The 20,887-nt window shown below is 68.3% G+C and carries 20 protein-coding genes; 6 read left to right on the forward strand and 14 right to left on the reverse strand.

The genetic code is table 11. The features are described 5' to 3' along the window. Positions 1 to 18 precede the first annotated feature (18 nt). The 8 genes from denD to HWX00_RS14855 form a co-directional block, all read right to left on the reverse strand. Entirely contained in the window at positions 19 to 990 is a 972-nt protein-coding gene (denD, locus tag HWX00_RS14820) for a D-erythronate dehydrogenase (RefSeq protein WP_175026733.1), read from the reverse strand. A 28-nt stretch (positions 991 to 1,018) separates the two neighbouring features. Further along, on the reverse strand, positions 1,019 to 1,795 hold the full coding sequence (gene otnI, locus HWX00_RS14825) for a 2-oxo-tetronate isomerase (protein WP_034186022.1): 777 nt from the start codon (positions 1,793 to 1,795) through the stop codon (positions 1,019 to 1,021). Positions 1,796 to 1,862: 67 nt separating this feature from the next. Continuing rightward, positions 1,863 to 3,188, reverse strand: a complete 1,326-nt coding sequence (locus tag HWX00_RS14830) for an MFS transporter (protein WP_059556935.1) — start codon at positions 3,186 to 3,188, stop codon at positions 1,863 to 1,865. A 124-nt stretch (positions 3,189 to 3,312) separates the two neighbouring features. Continuing rightward, complete coding sequence (gene otnC, locus HWX00_RS14835; RefSeq protein WP_175026734.1) at positions 3,313 to 3,951, reverse strand: 3-oxo-tetronate 4-phosphate decarboxylase; 639 nt, start codon at positions 3,949 to 3,951, stop codon at positions 3,313 to 3,315. After that, complete coding sequence (gene otnK, locus HWX00_RS14840; protein WP_069705518.1) at positions 3,948 to 5,237, reverse strand: 3-oxo-tetronate kinase; 1,290 nt, start codon at positions 5,235 to 5,237, stop codon at positions 3,948 to 3,950. Before otnK ends, otnC begins: the two co-directional genes overlap by 4 nt. A 19-nt stretch (positions 5,238 to 5,256) precedes the next feature. Next, positions 5,257 to 6,147 (reverse strand): L-threonate dehydrogenase, encoded by an 891-nt coding sequence (ltnD, locus tag HWX00_RS14845; protein WP_049029526.1) that lies wholly within the window; start codon positions 6,145 to 6,147, stop codon positions 5,257 to 5,259. Positions 6,148 to 6,217: 70 nt separating this feature from the next. After that, positions 6,218 to 6,922 (reverse strand): FadR/GntR family transcriptional regulator, encoded by a 705-nt coding sequence (locus tag HWX00_RS14850; RefSeq protein ID WP_034186027.1) that lies wholly within the window; start codon positions 6,920 to 6,922, stop codon positions 6,218 to 6,220. A gap of 189 nt (positions 6,923 to 7,111) precedes the next feature. Further along, entirely contained in the window at positions 7,112 to 8,179 is a 1,068-nt protein-coding gene (locus HWX00_RS14855) for a GlxA family transcriptional regulator (protein ID WP_034186204.1), read from the reverse strand. A 287-nt stretch (positions 8,180 to 8,466) separates the two neighbouring features. On the opposite strand from HWX00_RS14855, the gene HWX00_RS14860 reads away from it, so the two are divergent. Genes HWX00_RS14860 through HWX00_RS14885 form a run of 6 tightly spaced genes read left to right on the forward strand, consistent with a single transcriptional unit; the run spans position 8,467 to position 15,508 of the window. Further along, positions 8,467 to 9,852 carry an L-serine ammonia-lyase gene (locus HWX00_RS14860; protein ID WP_034186028.1) on the forward strand — a complete coding sequence of 462 codons (1,386 nt, stop codon included), beginning with the start codon at positions 8,467 to 8,469 and terminating at the stop codon, positions 9,850 to 9,852. A gap of 14 nt (positions 9,853 to 9,866) precedes the next feature. Next, a complete protein-coding gene (locus HWX00_RS14865; protein ID WP_006480591.1) occupies positions 9,867 to 11,111 on the forward strand; it encodes a sarcosine oxidase subunit beta family protein in 1,245 nt (414 codons plus the stop codon). A 15-nt stretch (positions 11,112 to 11,126) separates the two neighbouring features. Next, positions 11,127 to 11,441 (forward strand): sarcosine oxidase subunit delta, encoded by a 315-nt coding sequence (locus tag HWX00_RS14870; protein ID WP_034186029.1) that lies wholly within the window; start codon positions 11,127 to 11,129, stop codon positions 11,439 to 11,441. Then, positions 11,438 to 14,449, forward strand: coding sequence for a sarcosine oxidase subunit alpha family protein (locus HWX00_RS14875; protein WP_175026735.1), 3,012 nt, complete (start codon positions 11,438 to 11,440; stop codon positions 14,447 to 14,449). Before HWX00_RS14870 ends, HWX00_RS14875 begins: the two co-directional genes overlap by 4 nt. Beyond that, positions 14,439 to 15,071, forward strand: coding sequence for a sarcosine oxidase subunit gamma (locus HWX00_RS14880; protein ID WP_049036441.1), 633 nt, complete (start codon positions 14,439 to 14,441; stop codon positions 15,069 to 15,071). Before HWX00_RS14875 ends, HWX00_RS14880 begins: the two co-directional genes overlap by 11 nt. Beyond that, entirely contained in the window at positions 15,068 to 15,508 is a 441-nt protein-coding gene (locus HWX00_RS14885; protein WP_034186032.1) for a dihydroneopterin aldolase, read from the forward strand. The genes HWX00_RS14880 and HWX00_RS14885 overlap by 4 nt, the downstream gene beginning before the upstream one ends. A 223-nt stretch (positions 15,509 to 15,731) precedes the next feature. Here the strand turns inward: HWX00_RS14885 and HWX00_RS14890 are convergent, their stop codons facing one another. The 6 genes from HWX00_RS14890 to osmF form a co-directional block, all read right to left on the reverse strand. Next, a complete protein-coding gene (locus tag HWX00_RS14890) occupies positions 15,732 to 16,418 on the reverse strand; it encodes a lytic transglycosylase domain-containing protein (RefSeq protein WP_175026736.1) in 687 nt (228 codons plus the stop codon). Positions 16,419 to 16,575: 157 nt separating this feature from the next. Further along, positions 16,576 to 16,971: an NAD(+)--rifampin ADP-ribosyltransferase gene (gene arr, locus HWX00_RS14895; RefSeq protein WP_124607570.1), complete on the reverse strand. Its 396-nt coding sequence runs from the start codon at positions 16,969 to 16,971 to the stop codon at positions 16,576 to 16,578. 32 nt (positions 16,972 to 17,003) lie between these two features. After that, positions 17,004 to 17,771 carry an ABC transporter permease gene (locus tag HWX00_RS14900; RefSeq protein WP_034186035.1) on the reverse strand — a complete coding sequence of 256 codons (768 nt, stop codon included), beginning with the start codon at positions 17,769 to 17,771 and terminating at the stop codon, positions 17,004 to 17,006. After that, complete coding sequence (locus HWX00_RS14905) at positions 17,768 to 18,706, reverse strand: ABC transporter ATP-binding protein (RefSeq protein ID WP_175026737.1); 939 nt, start codon at positions 18,704 to 18,706, stop codon at positions 17,768 to 17,770. The genes HWX00_RS14900 and HWX00_RS14905 overlap by 4 nt, the downstream gene beginning before the upstream one ends. Next, on the reverse strand, positions 18,703 to 19,881 hold the full coding sequence (locus tag HWX00_RS14910; protein WP_069705517.1) for an ABC transporter permease: 1,179 nt from the start codon (positions 19,879 to 19,881) through the stop codon (positions 18,703 to 18,705). Before HWX00_RS14910 ends, HWX00_RS14905 begins: the two co-directional genes overlap by 4 nt. Then, the gene (osmF, locus tag HWX00_RS14915; protein WP_049036449.1) at positions 19,878 to 20,801 is read right to left on the reverse strand and encodes a glycine betaine ABC transporter substrate-binding protein OsmF; all 924 of its coding nucleotides are present in this window, start codon (positions 20,799 to 20,801) and stop codon (positions 19,878 to 19,880) included. Before osmF ends, HWX00_RS14910 begins: the two co-directional genes overlap by 4 nt. Positions 20,802 to 20,887: the final 86 nt, after the last annotated feature.

Here is a 20,887-nt window from a genome sequence, read left to right on the forward strand (position 1 = left end):
TGAGGCGCGACGCGCGAGTCAGCGCTGCGCGTCGGCGATATGACTGCGGATCACGTCGGCGAACGACGTATCGCCCTTCAACCCGAGCGCTTCCGCGCGCGACGTGTCCCAGCGGCCCGGCCAACTGCCGACGATCTTCTCGATGCGTTCGTCGGGCGCATGACGGATCAGTTTCACGACCTCGTTGCCCGCGACCTCGCGCAGCGCTTCGATCATTTCGTCGACCGAGACCGACAGGCCCGGCAGGTTGATCACGCGCTTGTTGCCGAGCGCCGTGCCGTCGAGCTCGCAACCGGCGACGAGCGCGTCGATCGCGCCGCGCGGCGACAGCAGCCACAGCCGCGTCGAGCCGGGCACCGGGCAGACGCTTTCCTCGCCGTTCAGCGGTTCGCGGATGATGCCGCTCGCGAACGACGACGCGGCGGCGTTCGGCCGGCCCGGCCGCACGCTGATGGTCGGTAGCCGCAGCACGCGGCCGTCGACGAAGCCGCGCCGCGCGTAGTCGCACAGCAGCAGCTCGGCGATCGCCTTCTCGGCGCCGTACGACGATTGCGGGTTCAGCGCGGTATCGTCCTGCACGACGTCGGGCAGCGTGCCGCCATACACCGCGACGGAGCTCGTGAACACGACGCGCGGCCGGTGGCCGCGTGCGCGGCACACTTCGAGCAGCGCGCGCGACGCGTCGAGGTTGATCCGCATGCCGAGATCGAAATCGGCTTCGGCCTGCCCGCTGACGATCGCCGCGAGGTGGAAGATCGCGCCCGTCCGCGCGTCGATCGCGCTTTCGAGCACGGCGCGATCCGCGATGTCGCCGACGATCGACGTCACGCGCGCGTCGCCGAAATCGCTGCCCTTGACGACGTCGAGCAGCACCAGCTCGTCGATCTTGCCGGTCCGGCCGTCCGGGCCGGTCAGCTCGCCGCGCTCGAGGAGCTTGCGCGCGAGACGCTGGCCGAGAAAGCCGGCACCGCCGGTGATCAGTACTTTCATGTTCGTTGCCCTCTGAGGAATGCGTGAATTACAGGTACGGCCTGAGCCAGCCGAGGCCTTCCGACGTGCCGGCCTTCGGGCGGTATTCGCAGCCGATCCAGCCGTCGTAGCCGAGCGCGTCGATCAGCGCGAACAGGTACGGGTAGTTGAGTTCGCCGACATCCGGCTCGTGGCGCTCGGGCACGCCGGCGATCTGGATGTGACCGATGCCCGCGAAATCGCGCTTGAGCTTCATCGCGAGATCGCCTTCGACGATCTGGCAGTGGTAGCAGTCGAACTGCACCTTCAGGTTCGGCGCGCCGATTTCCGCGCGGATCGCCTGCGCGTCGTCCTGGCGGCTCAGGAAATAGCCGGGCATGTCGCGCTGGTTGATCGGCTCGATCAGGACCGTGATGCCGTGCGCGGCGGCGGCTTGCGCCGCATGGCGCAGGTTCGCGAGGTAGGTGTCGCGATGGCGCGCGCGGTCGGCGCCCGGCGCGACCATGCCGGCCATCACGTGCAGTTTCTTGTTGCCGAGCACGCGCGCATAGTCGAGCGCCTGGTCGATGCCGCGCCGGAACTCGTCCTCGCGGCCCGGCAGCGACGCGATGCCGCGTTCGCCCGCGGCCCAGTCGCCCGGCGGCGCGTTGAACAGCGCCTGTTCGAGATGGTGCGCATCGAGACGCGCGCGGATGTCCTCGGCCGCGAAGTCGTATGGGAACAGGTACTCGACGGCCTTGAAGCCGTCGTACGCGGCAGCGGCGAAGCGTTCGAGGAACGCATGCTCGGTGTACATCATCGAGAGGTTGGCGGCGAAGCGTGGCATGGCAGCGGGTCCTGTGAATGATTGGGGCGGGGCGCCATGCGCCCCGCGTCGAATGAAGGCAGCCGGATCAGCGGTTCACGAGTTTCGCGGGCGTGAGCCACACGGCGAGCGCGCCGATCACGAGCATCGCGGCCAGCACGTACATGCCGGACGACGTGCTGTGCGTGACGTCCTTCAGGTAGCCGATCACGTACGGGCTCGCGAACCCGGCGAGGTTGCCGACCGAGTTGATGATCGCGATCCCGGCCGCGGCCGCGGAGCCCGCGAGGAACGCGGTCGGCAGCGACCAGAACAGCGGCGCGCAGGTCAGCACGCCGCCTGCCGCGAGCGACAGGAACACGATCGACACCGCCGTATTGTGCGAGTACGACGCGGCGACCGCAAACCCGACCGCGCCCATCAGCGCCGGCACGATCAGGTGCCAGCGGCGTTCGCGGCGCTTGTCCGCGCTGTGGCCGAACAGGTTCATCACGACGATCGCGACGACGAACGGAATCGCGGACAGCAGGCCGATCTGCAGCGTGTCGGTGATGCCGGTCGATTTCACGAGCGTCGGCATCCAGAACGTGAGGCCGTACTGGCCCGTGACGAACGCGAAATAGATCAGCGACATCCACCACATGCGCGGGTCCGAGAACACGGCCTTCAGCGAATGGCCGTGCTGCTGCCGTTCCTGCGGCTGAGCGGCGATTTCGTCCTCGAGGAGCTGCTTCTCGCGCTCGTCGAGCCACTTCGCGCCGCGGATGCTGTTGTCGAGATACAGGATCGTCGCGATGCCGACGAGCACGGCCGGCACGGCTTCGATCATGAACATCCATTGCCAGCCGTGGAAGCCCGAGCCGCCGTGGAAGCGCTCCATGATCCAGCCCGACAGCGGGTTGCCGAAGATGCCCGACACGGGAATCGCGGACATGAACACCGCGATGATCTTCGCGCGCCGGTGCGACGGGAACCAGTATGTGAGGTACAGGATCACGCCCGGATAGAAGCCGGCTTCCGCGAGGCCGAGCAGGAAGCGCAGCACGTAGAACTGCGTCGGCGTCTTCACGAACGCGAACAGCGCGGACAGCAGGCCCCACGTGATCATGATCCGCGCGATCCAGATGCGCGCGCCGATGCGGTGCATCAGCAGGTTGCTCGGCAGCTCGAACAGGAAGTAGCCGAGGAAGAAGATGCCCGCGCCGAGCCCGAACACGGTTTCGCTGAACGCGAGATCCTGCGACATCTGCAGCTTGGCGAAGCCGACGTTCACGCGGTCGAGATACGCGACCACGTAGCAGAGCATCAGGAACGGCACGATGCGCCAGAACACTTTCTTGTAGGTGCGGTCGAGTTCGGCCGCCTGGGCGGGCGCGGCGGGCGAGCGGCTTGCGGCCGCGTCGAGAGCAGTCATCGTCGTCTCCTTGAATATCGTGTGCCGGCGGCGCGTACGCCGCCGGGTCGTGTGTGTGCTGACGGAAAGGCCCGCGCACACGGCGGGCATGGGAATCGGTGCGTGACGCGCGCGGTGCGCGGCGTTACCAGCGTGCGCCGAAGCGCTGGCGCAACGCGTCGAGCGCCGCGTCGGACAGCGGCTCGGGCTTCGGGTTCGTCATCAGCCACAGCCGCGCCGTTTCCTCGAGCTCCTCGAGCGCGTACGACGCTTGCGATACCGACGGCCCCCACATCACGGGGCCGAGGCGGTCGAGCAGCACGCCGCGCACTTGGTCGGCCAGCGCCGCGACCTCGGTCGCGACGGCCGGGTCGCCGGGGCGGCGGTAGCGGATCAGCGGGACGTGGCCGACCTTCATCACGTAGTACGGCGTGATCGGCGGCAGCACGTCGGTGTCGCGCCACACGCCCGCGAGCGTCAGGGCGACGAGGTGCGTCGAATGCGTGTGGACGACGCCGTTCGCTGCCGCGTTGCGCGCGTAGATGCCGCGATGCAGCGCGAGCGTCTTCGGCGGCGTGCCGCCCGAGACGGGCTGGCCGTCCGGGCCGACCTTCGCGATGTCGTTCGGGTCGAGCCGGCCGAGGCAGGCGTCGGTCGGCGTGATCAGCCAGCCGTCGGGCAGGCGCGCGCTGATGTTGCCGGCGCTGCCGACCGCATGGCCGCGCGCATACAGGCTCGCACCGACCACGCAGATCTCTTCGCGCAGTTTCGCTTCGTCGCTCATCGTGCGGCTCCATCCAGCGCGCGCAGCGCCTTGTCGAAAAAGTCCGTCGTGCCGAAGTTGCCGGATTTCAGCGCGAGGCCGAGCGGCTCGGCGTCGATGGTGGCGGTGGCCGGCACGCCCGGATCGATCTGCGCGCCGATCTGCAGCGATTTCACGTCGAGCGCCTGCACGACCGCGCCGGACGTTTCGCCGCCGGCGACGACGAACTTGCGCACGCCGAGCGCGCGCAGGCCGCGTGCGATCGCCGCGAGCGTGCTTTCGACGAGATGGCCGGCGGCCTCGACGCCGAGTGCCTGCTGCACGGCCTTCACTTCGTCGGGCGTCGCCGTTGCGTAGATCAGCACGGGTTGCGGCAGGTGCGAGCGTGCAAAGGCGAGCGCCTGGTCGACGACGGGCTCGCCGCGCGCCGCCGCGAGCGGATCGATGCGGAAGCTCGGCCGCGTCGCGCGCCACGCGGCAACCTGCGCGTGGGTGGCTTTCGACGCGCTGCCGGCGAGCACGGCCGACAGCCCGTCGAGACGCGGCAGCGACGCCGCGTTGTCGCGCTCGGGCAATTGCTCCGCGCGGCGGAAATTCGCCGGCAGGCCGAGCGCGATGCCCGAGCCGCCGGTAACGAGCGGCAGGCCCGCGCACGCTTCGCCGAGCACGTAGAGGTCGCGGTCCGACAGCGCGTCGGCGATCGCGAAGCGCGCGCCTTCCGCGCGCAATTGCTCGATCCGCGTGCGCACGGCGGCCGCGCCGAGCGCGATCGTGTCGTAGCGGATCAGGCCGACCGCCGACTTCGTCTGCCGCTGCAGCACGCGCACGAGGTTCGCGTCCTTCATCGGCGTGAGCGGGTGGTTCTCCATCCCCGATTCGTTCAGCAGCACGTCGCCGACGAACAGGTGACCGCGGTAGATCGTGCGGCCGTTCTCCGGGAACGCCGGGCACGCGATCGTGAAGCCGCCGCCGGCCGCGTCGAGCAGCGCGTCGGCCACCGGCCCGATGTTGCCCGTGTCGGTCGAGTCGAACGTCGAGCAGTACTTGAAGAAAAACTGGCGGCAGCCCTGCGCGCGCAGCCACGCGTACGCGTCGAGCGATTGCGCGACGGCGTCGGCCGCGGGGATCGTGCGCGACTTCAGCGCGACGACGATCGCATCGGCGTCGAGCGTGGCACCGCCGGCGGGCACGCCGATCGTCTGCACGGTGCGCATGCCGCTCTTGACGAGCATGTTCGCGAGATCGGTCGCGCCGGTGAAATCGTCGGCGATGCAGCCGAGCAGGGGACGGGAAGCGGAAGCGGTCATGGCAGGAACGTCGTTCGAATCAGCGGGCGGGCGGCAGCGTGATGCCGGGGAAGGTCTTGATCACGGCGGAATCGTCCTCGCCGCCGTGGCCGGCGCTCGACGCGCTCATGAACATCTGGTGCGCGGTGGCCGACAGCGGCAGCGGGAACTTGCTGCGGCGCGCCGTATCGAGCACGAGGCCGAGATCCTTCACGAAGATGTCGACGGCCGACAGCGGCGTGTAGTCGCCGTTCAGGATGTGCGGCACGCGGTTCTCGAACATCCATGAATTGCCGGCGCTGTGCGTGATCACGTCGTACAGCGCGTCGGCGTCCACGCCTTCGCGCAGGCCGAGCGCCATCGCCTCGGCCGCCGCCGCGATGTGCACGCCGGCCAGCAACTGGTTGATGATCTTCACTTTCGAGCCGATGCCGTGCGCGTCGCCGAGGCGGTAGACCTTGCCGGCGATCGCGGCCAGCACGTCTTCGCAGGCCGCGTACGCGGCGGCCGGGCCCGACGTCATCATCGTCATCTCGCCGGAGGCCGCGCGTGCGGCGCCGCCCGACACGGGCGCGTCGAGCATCTGCAGGCCGGCGGCCTCGATGCGTGCGCCGAGCGCGACGGCGAACTCGGGCGCGACGGTCGCGCTCGCGATCACGACGCCGCCCGGCTTCATCGCCGCGACCGCGCCGTGTTCGCCGAACAGCACCGTTTCCGTTTGCGCGGCATTGACGACGAGCGTGACGACGACGTCGCACTGCGCGCCGAGTTCGGCCGGCGTCGCGCAGGCCACGCCGCCTTCGGCGGCGAACGCCTGCAGCACGGTGTCGCGCACGTCGCATGCGTGCACGCGCAGGCCGGCGCGCAGCAGCGAGCGTGCGACGCCGAGGCCCATCGCGCCGAGGCCGATGACTCCAACATTTCGTGACATGGTCAACCTTGATCGATTCGGGAGAGGTTCGTGACGGCGGCGGCGCCCGTGCGGGCAGCGGCCGCCGGCTTCAGCAGATGCCGGCTTCCGCGAGACGGCGGGCGGCGTTGTACATGTGCGTGCGCGCCGCGTTGCGCGCGGCCATCGGGTCGCGTGCGCGGATCGCGTCGGCAATCGCCGCATGCTCGTCGCGCACCTGGCGCGAGAAGTCCTCGCGCGTCGCTTCGTTGCGCCGCGTGACCTTCACGCCGGCTTCGAGGTACTGGTTCAGGAACTGCAGCGTCTTCAGGAAATACGGGTTGCCGGTGACGGCCGCGATCGTGCGGTGGAACGCGACGTCTTCCGCGACGCCGTCGCGACCAACGGCTACCGCATCGTCGATCTTGCGCAGCGCGTCGTCGATGTCGGCCATGTCTTCATCGCTGTGGCGCAGCGCCGCTTCGGCCGCGACTTCGGCCTCGATCGCGCGGCGCACCGCGAGCAGGTGCGGCAGCGACGTGGCTTCGACCGCTTCCGCGTAGTCGATCCGCAGCGGCCGGATCGCGCCGTGCTGGTTCACGAACACGCCGCTGCCCTGGCGCGGCTCGACCACGCCTTCGTTCTTCAGCCGCGAAATCGCCTCGCGGATCACCGTGCGGCTCACGCCGAACTCCTGCGCGAGCACGGCTTCCGTCGGCAGCTTGCCGGTGGCCGAGAAACTGCCGACTTCGATCTGCTTGAGCAGTTGCTGCGCGACGTGGTCGCTCATCGCACGGGCGGGAATTTTCTCGAACATGACGCTCTGGTTTGTAAGGTGATGTGGTCATCATACAAATTTGAGTGAGTATCAGCATCCGGGATAACCCTCGATTTTGGGCGGCCAACTTCGGCTAAGTTGACTGAAACCGGTTCCAACACCGTCTAAACCGACCCGAACGTGTGGGGTTGCGTGGTCGATTGGAAAGAGGGGCGGTGTGCGTCGCCGTCAGTCGGCGACGTCTTCGACCGGATCGGCCGCAGCCAGCTCGCCGGCTTCGACCCCTTCGCCGCCGCGCTCGCGATAGGCTGCCGGCGGCACGCCGAACTGCTTGCGGAATTCGCGCCCGAGGTGCGATGCGTCGGCGAATCCGCAGCTCGACGCGATATCGGCGACCGTGCGGTCCGAACTCGTCAGCAGCCACGCGGCGGTGCGCAGCCGCACCTGCTTCGCGAATGCTTGCGGGCTTTTGCCGGTCTCGGCCTTGAACAGCCGCTCGAGCTGCCGTGTCGACAGGTCGAGCTTGCACGCGAGTTCCTCGAGCGGCAGCGCGCGGCCCACGTGTTGTTCCATCAGGAGAATCGCGCGCTTGACCTTCGGGTGCGTCGCCGGTTCGAGGCCCGGCGGGTGCGGCTGCGGCGCGTTGCCTTTCTGCATCTCGCCGACGAGCAGGATGCGCAGCGCCTTCTGCACGGTGGCGTGATCGAAATGGCGCAGCAGGATCGCCGCCGCGACATCGATCGACGCGCGGCCGCCCGAACAGGTGATCCGGCGCCGGTCGATCACGAACAGGCGGTCCGCGATCAGCAGGTCGGGATCGGCCGCGGGGAACCGCTCGATGAAATCCCAGTAATGGAACCAGCTCACGCAGGTCCGGTAGCCGTCGAGCACGCCGGCGCGCATCAGCGTGAACACACCGGTGCAGATGCCGACGACCGTCGCGCCGCCGGCCGCCGCGCGGCGGATGAAGTCGAGCGTTTCAGGGCCGGCCTGCGGCCCCGAATGCAGCAGCCCGCCGACCACCACCACGTAATCGAACGGCTCGGCCGCGTCGAACGTCTCCCACGGCGTGATCTGGATCCCGCAGCTCGCGCGCACCGGCGCGAGCGTCTCGCCGATCACGCTCCACGCGCAGCGCACGGGCTTGCTGTAGTCGCCGTCGTCGGCCGACAGACGCAGCATGTCGACGAAGCCCGAGAAGGCCGTCAGCGTGAAGTTCGGCAGCAGCACGATGCCGAAGCGGATGCGCCGCGGCGCGGGTTCTGCGAGGGGGGAAGCGGGTACGTCGGGGGTCATCGCGGCCAATCTCGTCACGCCGGGCGGGCGGTCTCACTCGTTTCACACTGTTTGCGGGTTGCGGCTGCCGGAGGCGACGCGGATGCAGCCAGCGTCGCCGATCGGCCGCGGCCGGACTTGTGGTTTTTCGTCGCCAACCATCGCCAAAACGCACTTTCGGGGTAGCCGGCGCGGCGCTTGGCGGCGGTATCCCACGCCGATGCCGTTTTTGTTCTATCGGCCGATTTTACGCTTTGATGTACTGAGGCCCAACGACATTTCACGACCGCCCATCCAGAGGAAGCCAGATGAACGTCAGCGCGTTCGACCTGTTCAAGATCGGCATCGGCCCGTCCAGTTCGCATACGGTCGGCCCGATGATCGCCGCGTGCCGCTTCGCGTCGCACGTCGAGGACGCGAACCTGCTCGGCTTCGTGCGCCGCGTGCGGGTCGAGCTGTACGGCTCGCTCGGCGCGACCGGCAAGGGCCACGGCACCGACAAGGCCGTGCTGCTCGGCCTCGAGGGCCACCTGCCCGACACGATCGATCCCGACCTGATCGAGCCGCGCCTCGCCGTGATCCGCGCGGAGAAGACGCTGTCGCTGCTCGGCAGGCAGACGGTGCGCTTCGACGAAAAGGAGCACATCGGCTTCTATCGCAAGCTGATGAGCGGCACGAGCATCGTGCACCCGAACGGCATGCGCTTCCAGGCATTCGACGAGCACGGCCAGCTGCTCGTCGAGAAAGAGTATTACTCGGTCGGCGGCGGCTTCGTCGTGAACCGCGACGGCGATCGCGTGAACGGCGTGCGCGCGGCGGTCGAGGTGCCGTACCCGTTCCGCACCGGCGACGACCTGATGCGCCAGTGCCGCGAGCACGGCCTGTCGATCGCCGAGCTGATGATGCGCAACGAATGCGCGCTGCGCCCCGCCGACGAAGTGCGCGCCGGGCTGCTCGCGATCTGGCGCACGATGGCCGCCTGCGTCGAGCGCGGCTGCAAGGTCGAGGGCGACCTGCCGGGCCCGATGCGCGTGAAGCGCCGCGCGGCCGAGCTGAACGGCCGCCTGCGGGCGCGTTCGGAAGAGTCGCTGCGCGACCCGCTGTCGATGCTCGACTGGGTCAACCTGTATGCGATGGCCGTGAACGAAGAGAACGCGGCCGGCGGCCGCGTGGTCACCGCGCCGACCAACGGCGCGGCCGGCGTGATCCCCGCGGTACTGCACTACTACGTGAAATTCGTGCCGGGCTCGAACGAAGCCGGCATCGTCGAATTCCTGCTGACGGCCGCGGCGATCGGGATCATCTACAAGGAAACCGCGTCGATTTCCGGCGCGGAAGTCGGGTGCCAGGGCGAAGTGGGCGTCGCCTGCTCGATGGCCGCCGCCGCGCTCGCCGCCGTGATGGGCGGTACGCCCGACCAGGTCGAGAACGCGGCCGAGATCGGCATGGAGCACAACCTCGGCATGACCTGCGATCCGGTGGGCGGGCTCGTGCAGATCCCGTGCATCGAGCGCAATGCGATGGGCGCGATCAAGGCGCTGAACGCATCGCGCATGGCGCTCAAGGGCAACGGCCAACACTACGTGTCGCTCGACTCCGTGATCAAGACGATGCGCGAGACCGGCGCCGACATGAAGACGAAATACAAGGAAACGTCGCGCGGCGGTCTCGCCGTGAACGTCATCGAATGCTAACGAAGGACCACAACATGAGCCGCTACTCGATATTCAGCCTGTTCCGCAACGGTCTCTCGTATCACGAGAACTGGGAAAAGCAGTGGAAGAGCCCGGAACCGAAGAAGGAATACGACGTCGTGATCGTCGGCGGCGGCGGCCACGGCCTCGCGACCGCGTACTACCTCGCGAAGGAACACGGCATCACGAACGTCGCGATCCTCGAGAAGGGCTGGATCGGCGGCGGCAACACCGCGCGCAACACGACGATCGTGCGCTCGAACTATCTGTGGGACGAGTCGGCCGCGCTGTACGAGAAGGCGATGAAGCTGTGGGAAGGGCTGTCGCAGGACCTGAACTACAACGTGATGTTCAGCCAGCGCGGCGTGATGAACCTGGCCCACACGCTGCAGGACGTGCGCGACACCGAGCGCCGCGTGAATGCGAACCGGCTGAACGGCGTCGACGCCGAATTCCTGACGCCCGCGCAGATCAAGGAAATCGAGCCGACGATCAACCTGAACAGCCGCTACCCGGTGCTCGGCGCATCGATCCAGCGCCGTGCGGGCGTCGCGCGCCACGATGCGGTGGCGTGGGGCTTCGCACGCGGCGCCGACCGCGCCGGCGTCGACATCATCCAGAACTGCCAGGTGACGGGCATTCGCCGCGAGGGCGGCGCGGTGGTCGGCGTCGATACGGTGAAGGGCTTCATCAAGGCGAAGAAGGTCGCGGTGGTCGCGGCCGGCAACACGACGACGCTCGCCGACATGGCCGGCGTGCGCTTGCCGATCGAAAGCCACCCGCTGCAGGCGCTGGTGTCCGAGCCGATCAAGCCGGTCGTCAACTCGGTGATCATGTCGAACGCGGTGCACGCGTACATCAGCCAGTCCGACAAGGGCGACCTCGTGATCGGCGCGGGTATCGACCAGTACACGGGCTTCGGCCAGCGCGGCAGCTTCCACATCATCGAAAGCACGCTGCAGGCGATCGTCGAGATGTTCCCGGTGTTCTCGCGCGTGCGGATGAACCGCCAGTGGGGCGGCATCGTCGACGTGTCGCCGGACGCGTGCCCGATCATCACCAAGACCGACGTGAAGGGCCTCTATTTCAACTGCGGCTGGGGCACCGGCGGCTTCAAGGCGACGCCCGGCTCGGGCTGGGTGTTCGCGCACACGATCGCGCGCGACGAACCGCATCCGCTGAACGCGCCGTTCGCGCTCGACCGTTTCTACACGGGCCACCTGATCGACGAGCACGGCGCTGCCGCCGTCGCGCACTGAACGAGGAGAAACAACATGTTGCTGATCGAATGTCCGTGGTGCGGGCCGCGCGCCGAATCCGAATTCTCGTGCGGCGGTGAAGCCGACATCGTGCGCCCCGTCAACAACGAGAACATGACCGACCGCGAATGGGGCGAGTACGTGTTCATGCGCGAGAACAAGCGCGGGCTGCACAAGGAGCAATGGCTGCACACGCAGGGTTGCCGCCGCTGGTTCAAGGTCACGCGCGACACGGTGACCTACGATATCAAGGGCTACGAAAAATTCGGTGGGGCTGCCATCAGCGGCGCCGCTGCCGGCAACGCACACGAAGAGGGCACGAGCAAATGAGCCAGAAAGACCGCCTCGGCACCGGTGGCCGCATCAATCGCGCGATTCCGTTGACGTTCACGTTCAACGGCCGCACGTACCAGGGCTTCCAGGGCGACACGCTCGCGTCCGCGCTGCTCGCGAACGGCGTGCACTTCGTCGCGCGCAGTTTCAAGTACCACCGTCCGCGCGGCATCGTGACGGCGGACGTGGCCGAACCGAACGCCGTCGTGCAACTGGAGTCCGGCCCGTATACCGTGCCGAACGCGCGCGCGACCGAGATCGAGCTGTATCAGGGCCTCGTCGCGACGAGCGTGAACGCCGAGCCGACGCTCGAGAACGACAAGTACGCGATCAACCAGAAGTTCTCGCGCTTCATGCCGGCCGGCTTCTACTACAAGACGTTCATGTGGCCGCGCAACATGTGGCCGAAATACGAAGAGAAGATCCGTGAAGCGGCCGGCCTCGGCAAGGCGCCCGACGTGCTCGACGCCGATCGCTACGACAAGTGCTACGCGCACTGCGACGTGCTCGTGGTCGGCGGTGGCCCGTCGGGCCTCGCCGCCGCGCATGCGGCCGCGACGGCCGGCGCGCGCGTGATCCTCGTCGACGACCAGCGGGAATTGGGCGGCAGCCTGCTGTCGTGCCGCGCGGAGATCGACGCGAAGCCCGCGCTGCAGTGGGTCGAGAAGATCGAGGCCGAGCTGCGCAAGCTGCCCGACGTGACGATCCTGTCGCGCAGCACCGCGTTCGGCTACCAGGACCACAACCTCGTGACGGTCACGCAGCGCCTGACCGATCACCTGCCGGTGTCGATGCGCAAGGGCACGCGCGAGCTGCTGTGGAAGGTCCGCGCGAAGCGCGTGATCCTCGCGACCGGCGCGCACGAGCGTCCGATCGTCTTCGGCAACAACGACCTGCCGGGCGTGATGCTGGCGGGCGCGGTGTCCGCCTACGTGCATCGTTTCGGCGTGCTGCCGGGCCGCAACGCGATCGTGTTCACGAACAACGACCGCGCATACCAGACCGCGCTCGACCTGAAGGCGTGCGGCGCGAAGGTGACGGTCGTCGATTCGCGCGCGTCGTCGAACGGCGCGCTGCCGGCCGCCGCGAAGCGGCAGGGCGTGACGGTGATGAGCGGGGCGGTCGTCACGGCCGCGTCGGGCAAGTGGCGCGTATCGTCGGTCGACGTCGCGTCCCTCACGAACGGCCAGGTGGGCGGCAAGCTGCAGACGATCCCGTGCGACCTGGTCGCGATGTCGGGCGGCTTCAGCCCGGTGCTGCACCTGTTCGCGCAGTCGGGCGGCAAGGCTTGCTGGAACGACGAGAAGGCCTGCTTCCTGCCGGGCAAGCCCGTGCAGGCGGAAGCGAGCATCGGCGCGGCGGCCGGCGAATTCGGGCTGGCGCGCGCATTGCGGCTCGCGGTCGATGCGGGCGTGGAAGCGGCGAAGGCCGCGGGCTTCACGGCCGCGCAGCGCCCGGTCGCGCCGCAGGTCGCGGAAACCGTCGAAGGCGCACTGCAGCCGCTGTGGCTCGTCGGCAGCCGCGAGGCAGCCGCACGCGGGCCGAAGCAGTTCGTCGACTTCCAGAACGACGTGGCGGCCGCCGACATCCTGCTCGCCGCGCGCGAAGGCTTCGAGTCGGTCGAGCACGTGAAGCGCTATACGGCGATGGGCTTCGGCACCGACCAGGGCAAGCTTGGCAACATCAACGGGATGGCGATCCTCGCGGGCGCGCTCGGCAAGACGATTCCCGAAACGGGCACGACGACGTTCCGCCCGAACTACACGCCCGTGTCGTTCGGCACGTTCGCGGGGCGCGAAACGGGCGATTTCCTCGACCCGATCCGCAAGACCTGCGTGCACGAATGGCACGTCGAGCACGGCGCGCTGTTCGAGGACGTCGGCAACTGGAAGCGGCCGTGGTATTTCCCGAAGAACGGCGAGGACCTGCATGCGGCCGTGAAGCGCGAATGCCTCGCGGTGCGCAACAGCGTCGGCATCCTCGACGCATCGACGCTCGGCAAGATCGACATCCAGGGCCCCGACGCGGTGAAGCTGCTGAACTGGATGTACACGAACCCGTGGAACAAGCTCGAAGTGGGCAAGTGCCGCTACGGGCTGATGCTCGACGAAAACGGGATGGTGTTCGACGACGGCGTGACCGTGCGCCTCGCCGACCAGCATTTCATGATGACCACCACCACCGGCGGCGCGGCGCGCGTGCTCACGTGGCTCGAGCGCTGGCTGCAGACCGAATGGCCCGACATGAAGGTGCGGCTCGCGTCCGTCACCGACCACTGGGCGACGTTCGCGGTGGTCGGCCCGAAGAGCCGCAAGGTCGTGCAGAAGGTGTGCCAGGACATCGACTTCGGCAACGAGGCATTCCCGTTCATGAGCTACCGGAACGGTACCGTCGCGGGCGCGAAGGCGCGCGTGATGCGGATCAGCTTCTCGGGCGAGCTGGCCTATGAAGTGAACGTGCCGGCGAACGCGGGCCGCGCGGTGTGGGAAGCGCTGATGGCGGCCGGTGCCGAGTTCGACATCACGCCGTACGGCACCGAGACGATGCACGTGCTGCGCGCGGAGAAGGGCTACATCATCGTCGGCCAGGACACCGACGGGTCGATCACGCCGTACGACCTCGGGATGGGCGGGGTCGTCGCGAAGTCGAAGGACTTCCTCGGCAAGCGCTCGCTCGCGCGGTCGGACACCGCGAAGGAAGGCCGCAAGCAGTTCGTCGGCCTGCTGACCGAAGACGAACAGTTCGTGCTGCCGGAAGGCGCGCAGATCATCGCGAAGGACACGCAGGTGTCGGCGGTCGATCCGACGCCGATGATCGGTCACGTGGCGTCGAGCTACTACAGCCCGATCCTGAAGCGCTCGATCGCGCTCGCGGTGGTGAAGGGCGGCCTGAACAAGATGGGCGAGAGCGTCGTGATTCCGCTGGCCAACGGCAAGCGCATCACCGCGACGATCTCGAGCCCGGTTTTCTACGATACCGAAGGGGTGCGCCAGCATGTGGAATGAAACGAGAAACCAGACGCAGGTGGCGGGCGCGGGCGGCGTGACGCTTGAATCGCCGTTCGTCGGCGCGGCCGATGTGCTGAAGCCGCATCAGGCGCGCGCATCGAAGAAGTTCACGCTGCGCGAGCGGCCCTTCCTCGATCTCGTCAACGTGCGCGGCGAGTTGAGCGATCCGGCGTTCGTCGCCGCGTTCGAGCGCGTGGTCGGCTGCCGGCCGCCCGCGGAGCCGAACACGGTTGCGCGCGGCGCCGAGTACGACGTGCTGTGGCTCGGCCCCGACGAGTGGCTCGTGCGCTCGAACGGGCCCGTGCCGGCCGGCGTGCTCGAGGCGAAGCTCGCGGAAGCCGTGCAGGGTTCGTATGCGGCGGCCGTCGATGTCGGCAGCGGTTATACGGTCGTCGAGATCAGCGGCGAGCGCGTGCGCGACGTGATCGCGCGCGGCTGCCCGCTCGATCTGCATCCGCGCGTGTTCAAGCCGGGCCAGTGCGCGCAGTCGCACTACTTCAAGTCGCCGATCACGCTGATCCCGACCGGCGACGACACGTTCGAGATCGTCCTGCGTCGCAGCTTCGCGGACTATTTCGTGCGCATCATGCTCGACGCCGCGGCGCCGCTCGTGTCATGAAGCCGTTCGACGAACCGTTCGTGGCGATCGACGCGCCGCGCCTGCGCGGGCGCGGCTGGAGCGTGTTCGTCGACGAACTGAAGGTGCCCGCGCGGATCGGCATTCATGCGCACGAGCATGAAGCGCCGCAGCCGATCGTGATCGACGCGCGGCTCGGGTATCGCTGCGAGCCGAGCGAGCAGGGCGAGTGGATCGATTACGACGGTTATTGCGCGCGTGTCGCGTCGTTCCTGTCGCACAAGCCGCATACGCGGCTGCTGGAGACGCTCGTCGCCGATATCGCGGTGTTGTCGTTCCGCGAGTGGCCGGCGCTGGAGTCGCTCACGCTGTCGGTGTACAAGCCGAAGATCCGGCCGGGGACGAAACGCGTCGGCGTGTCGCTCGACTGGACGCGGGGGGATTACTTGCGGTGGACCGGGGCGGCCGGGCAGCTTTGATCAAAGGGGGCTGGATCAAGGCACGAGAGAGGTGATCCGGAGACTCCACGGGGCGGCGGCGCGAATGCGCCGCCGCACGCGTTTATCGTTCCTGAAATATGCGAAGAATGTGACGTTGCCGCCCATTGGCGCTTGTGTTCCTGAAATACCGGAACAATTGATGGTTCGGCCTGTGAATCGCAATATGTCGGATCGTCGACGCGCGAACGCGGGTGCGCATTGCTTACTTCGCGGTGCGGTTCGCGGCGGGCGCAGGGCCGGACGGATCGCTGACCGGCACCATCTGCGCCTTCCCGTCGTTCGCGGTATTCGCGGCTTGCGCATCGTCATCGGGTTCGAGCACGAACCGGAACGAATCGACCCGTTGCATGACCTTCGCCGCATACGCGCTGGATCCGCCGCTGTAGCTCTTCAGCCCGGCCTGGACGTTGCCGCCGGCCGCTTTCACGTAGCCGGAGAGAATCCGGGAGCCGGCCTCGACGTTCGCATTCGGTTCGGTCAGGTCCTTCACGTTGCGCAGCATGCCGCGGTGCGCGGACGGCACGACCTGCATCAGCCCGGTCGCGCCGTGCTGGCCGCGCGCCTTTTCCTGGAAGCGCGATTCGATCGAGATGATGGCGTAAACGAGGGCGGGAGGCAGCGAATATTTCGTCGCGGTGACGCTCACGATATCGGCGAGCTTCGCGGCCTTTTCTCTTGCGACGCCGAATTTCTTCGTCAGGTAGGACGTGATGCGGCGGTTTGCTTCGTTCGGCTGATCGTTGGCGTTCGCGAGCGGCGCGGAGGCGACAGCCGGCGCCGATGCCAGCACGTCGGGCGCGGTGGCGGGCATAGCGGGCGTTTGCTCGGCCGATACCTGTTGCGCAATGCCGAGCAAGAGCACGATCAGCCAGAAAAACCGTCGTCGCATGGTCGAGTGCGGGGAAATGGGAGGCGCACAGTATATCGGCCAATCGCGCCAGACGGTCGAGCGCCGGCTCGAATGAAAGCGATGTGTAGGCTTGTGACGTTCGCAACGATCGACGCGGCGATCGTTGCGCGGACACGCATCGGAGTCCGGATGACCGCTAGTTGATGATCTCGCCGATGCCGGCTTCGATGCGGATTCTCAGCTGCTGAATGAACGCCGGATCGTACGGTTCCCAGTGATCGAGTTCGCCAACGACCTTCAAAGGCGATGTGCTTCGATACGAGCGCGTCGGATTGCCCGGGAATTTCTTGTCCGTGACGTTCGGGTCGTTTTCGAATGCCCCGGTGGGCTCGACGATATAGACCCGCGGCTTGCCGTCGCCTTTGGCCATTTCCGCAGCCAGGCCAGCGCCCTTGGGCAGGGCCGTGAAATAAACGTGATTCATCACGACGTCATCCCGATAATTCGATCTGAAGCCCGCCGTCAGCAAGTCGCCGATCCGCAAATCCGCTTTCGTGCCATGAAAAAACGGGCCGGTGTCCAGGACGCCCATGGCTTCTCCTTCGAAAAATGTCGCCGTGTTTTCTAGGCGCGCCGCGCGCTCGCCACTCGCGCAATCGACCCGATCGCATCGCTGACGAGCACCGCGAGCAGCCCGACGATCACGCCACCTTGCAGCACGAACGCGGTGTTCGACGTCTGCAGGCCCGCGATGATCACGTCGCCGAGCCCGCGCGCGGCGACCGTCGAGCCGATCGTCGCGGTGCCGAGATTGATCACGACCGCGAGCCGGATCCCGTTGACGATCACCGGAAACGCGAGTGGCAGTTCGACCGACACGAGTTGCTGCCAGCCGCTCATCCCCATCCCGCGCGCCGCGTCGACGACGTCGCGCGGCACGTCCTCGAGCCCTGCGATCGTGCTTTCGAAAATCGGCAGGAGCCCGTACAGCACGAGCGCGATCAGTACGGGCTTCAGGCCGAAGCCGACGGCCGGCACGGCCAGCGCGAGCACCGCGACCGGCGGGAAGGTCTGGCCGATATCGACGACGCTGCGCGCGACCGGCAGGAAATCCGCGCCGGCCGGCCGCGTGACCGCGATGCCGGCCGCGACCGCGACGATCGTGCCGATCAGGCTCGACAGCGCGACCGTGCCGAGATGCGCGAGCGTGAGATCGAGCAGGCTCGCACGATCGTAGATGACCGGCGCGCCGTTGTCCGCGAACGGCGCGAATACCCCCTGCAGCCACGCGGGGCGCAACAGCAGCACGAGCAGCAGCGCGAGCGCGGCCGCGCGGGCGACGTACGCGGGAAGCGCCGAACGCGTCGGCCGCACGCTGCCATGCGCCGTCATGCGGGCTTCCTCGCATGCGCGCGGATCGCATCGAGCGTGATGCGGCGCGCATTGCGCTCGCCGCCGTCGTCGACAGGCAGCGCGTCGACGCCGCGCCACAGCAGCTCGGACACCGCATCGCGCAGCGTGCGCGTCGCGGCGATCGGCTCGCCGTCGGCGTGGCCGGGTTCGGCCACCGTATCGATCGGCGTCAGCGCGAGCAGGCGCAGCGGCCGGTCGACCCCCGCGACGAGCTGCTCGACGACACCGGCCGCCGGCTTGCCGAGAATCTCGGCCGGCGGCGCGACCTGCAGCAGCCTGCCGCCGTCCATCACCGCGATCGTATCGCCGAGCTTCAGCGCTTCCTCGATGTCGTGCGTGACGATCACGACCGTGATGCCGAGGCGGCGCTGCAGCGCGAACAGGTCGTCCTGCGCCTTGCCGCGAATGATCGGGTCGAGCGCGCCGAACGGTTCGTCCATCAGCAGCATTGCGGGCTCGGCCGCGAGCGCGCGCGCGACGCCCACGCGCTGCTGCTGGCCGCCCGACAGTTCGTGCGGCAGCTTGTCCGCGAACTCGGCCGGCGCGAGATGGAACAGGTCGAGCAGTTCGTTCACGCGCGCGTCGATGCGCCCGGGTGGCCAGCCGAGCAGGCGCGGCACGGTCGCGATGTTGCGCGCGACGCTCCAGTGCGGAAACAGCCCATGCCCCTGGATCGCGTAGCCGATGCCGCGCCGCAGTTGCTCGGGCGCGACGGTCGCCGTATCGACGCCATCGATGCGGATCGTGCCGGTGGTCGGAGCGATCAGCCGGTTGATCATGCGCAGGAGCGTCGACTTGCCGCTGCCCGACGCACCGACGAGCGCGGTGATCGTGCCGCGCTGCATCGTCAGCGACACGTCGTCGACGGCGATCACGTCGCCGAAGCGTTTGCCGACCCGTTCGATCTCGATCATCCTGCACGCCCCTTCGCGAGCGATGTCGCGGCTTCGAACACGACGGCGGCCGCCAGTGCGAGCGCGATCGTCGGGATCGCGCCGAGCAGCACGAGATCGGCGGCCGATTGCCCGATCCCCTGGAAGATGAAGGTGCCGAACCCGCCGCCGCCGATCAGCGCGGCCACCGCGGTCAGGCCGATGTTCTGCACGAGCACGATGCGCACGCCGCTCAGGATCACCGGCAGCGCGAGCACGAGATCGACGCGCAGCAGCCGCTGCGCGCGCGTCATGCCCATCGCGCGTGCCGCTTCGGTCACGTGCGGCGGCACCTGCCCGAGCCCGACCACGACGCTCGAGGCGATCGGCAGCAGCGAATAGAGGAACAGCGCGAGCACGGCCGGCGCGACGCCGATCCCGCGGATGCCGAGCGCGGCCGCGAGCGGCACGTGCGCGGCGAGCAGGCCGAGCGGCGCCATCATCAGCCCGTACATCGCGATGCTGGGGATCGTCTGCACGACGTTGAGCACGGGCATGGCGAGGGTCCGCACGGACGCGACGCGCGCGCATGCGATGCCCAGCGGCAGGCCCGCGACGAGCGCGGCGGCCACCGAGCCGCCCGCGAGCGAGACGTGACGGATCGCCTCGCGCCAGAAATCGTCGCTGCGCACCGCGTATTCGCGCATCACCGAGAGGCCGTCCCACCAGCCGCTGGCGAGCGGCACCGAAATCGCCGCTATCGCGACGACGAGCGCGACGAGGCGCCGCCACGGGCCGAACGCGAGTCGTGCGAGCGCGTCGGCGACGAGCACGGCCCACGCGAACAGCAGCAGCCAGACGCCCGCGTCGGGCGACACGCGGGCCAGCATGTCGTCGGGCGCGACGACATGCCGCGCGGCGGCGCCGACCGCATACGCGAGCGTCGCGAGCCCCGCGCAGCCGGCCGCGAGCCGCCAGGCGGGGCGGCTCGCCGTCATCGCCCACAACGCGCCGGCGGTCCACAGCGCGGCGAGCGCGGCGCCCTGCATCGCGGGCAGCGCGGCGAACACCGACAGCCCGGTGCCGGCCGCGATCCGGTTCGGCCGCAGCACCGCGAACGACAGGCCGAACACGGCGACGATCGTCAGTACCCCGATCAGGATGCCGACCTTGTCGAGTGTCACGCGCCGCGCGGATGCGGCCGCGCGATCCGTCATTTAACGAAGCCCTTCGCTTTCAGGTAGCTTTTCGCGACGCCGGCGGCCGGCTCGCCGTTGATCTGGATGCGGGCGTTCAGCGATTGCAGCGTCTTCAGGTCGAGGCTCGCGAACACGGGCTTCAGGTAGTCGGCGATCTGCGGATGCGCTTTCAGCACGGCTTCGCGGATCACGGGCGCCGGGGCGTAGACGGGCTGCACGTGCTTGTCGTCGTCGAGCACCGCGAGGCCGCTCGACGCGATGCCGCCGTCGGTGCCGTAGACCATCGCGGCATTCACGCCGTCGGTCTGGTTCGCGGCGGCCTTGATCGTCGCGGCCGTGTCGCCGCCGGACAGCACGACGAGCTGTTCGGGCTTCATCTTGAAGCCGTACGCCTTCTCGAACGACGGCAGCGCGGACGCGCTGTTCACGAATTCAGCCGATGCCGCGAGCTTCACCTTGCCGCCGCCGGCCACCCACTTGCCGAAATCGGAGAGGGTCTTCAGGTGCTGCGACTGCGCGACGGGGGCGAGCAGCGCGACGCCCCACGTGTTGTTCGCCGGCGCCGGCTCGAGCCACACGAGGTGGTTCGCCGCATAGTCGAGCTTCTTCGCGGTGTCGTAGCCTTGTGCGGCGTTCTTCCACACGGGGTCGTCGGCCTTGTTGAAGAAGAACGCGGCGTTGCCGGTGTATTCCGGGTAGATGTCGATCTCGCCGCTCGTGAGCGCCTTGCGCACGATCGGCGTCGTGCCGAGCGCGATCTTTTCGGTGACCGGAATGCCGTGGGCCTTCAGCACCTGCGCGACGAGATTGCCGAGCAGGTTGCCTTCGGTGTCGATCTTCGACGACACCACGACGGGCGTGTCGGCGTGCGCGCCGGGCGCGACGACGGCGGCGGCGAACACGAGGCCCAGGATCCGGGCGGGCAGGGCGAGCTTCATTGGGCCGATCTCCAGGACGGGGGCGTACGCCGAAAGTTACTTGACTGAGCCGGCTTTGGCAAACCGCGTGCGGCGGTGTGTCCACA

The sequence above is a fragment of the Burkholderia seminalis DSM 23518 genome (assembly GCF_902832885.1).
GTDB lineage: Bacteria > Pseudomonadota > Gammaproteobacteria > Burkholderiales > Burkholderiaceae > Burkholderia > Burkholderia seminalis.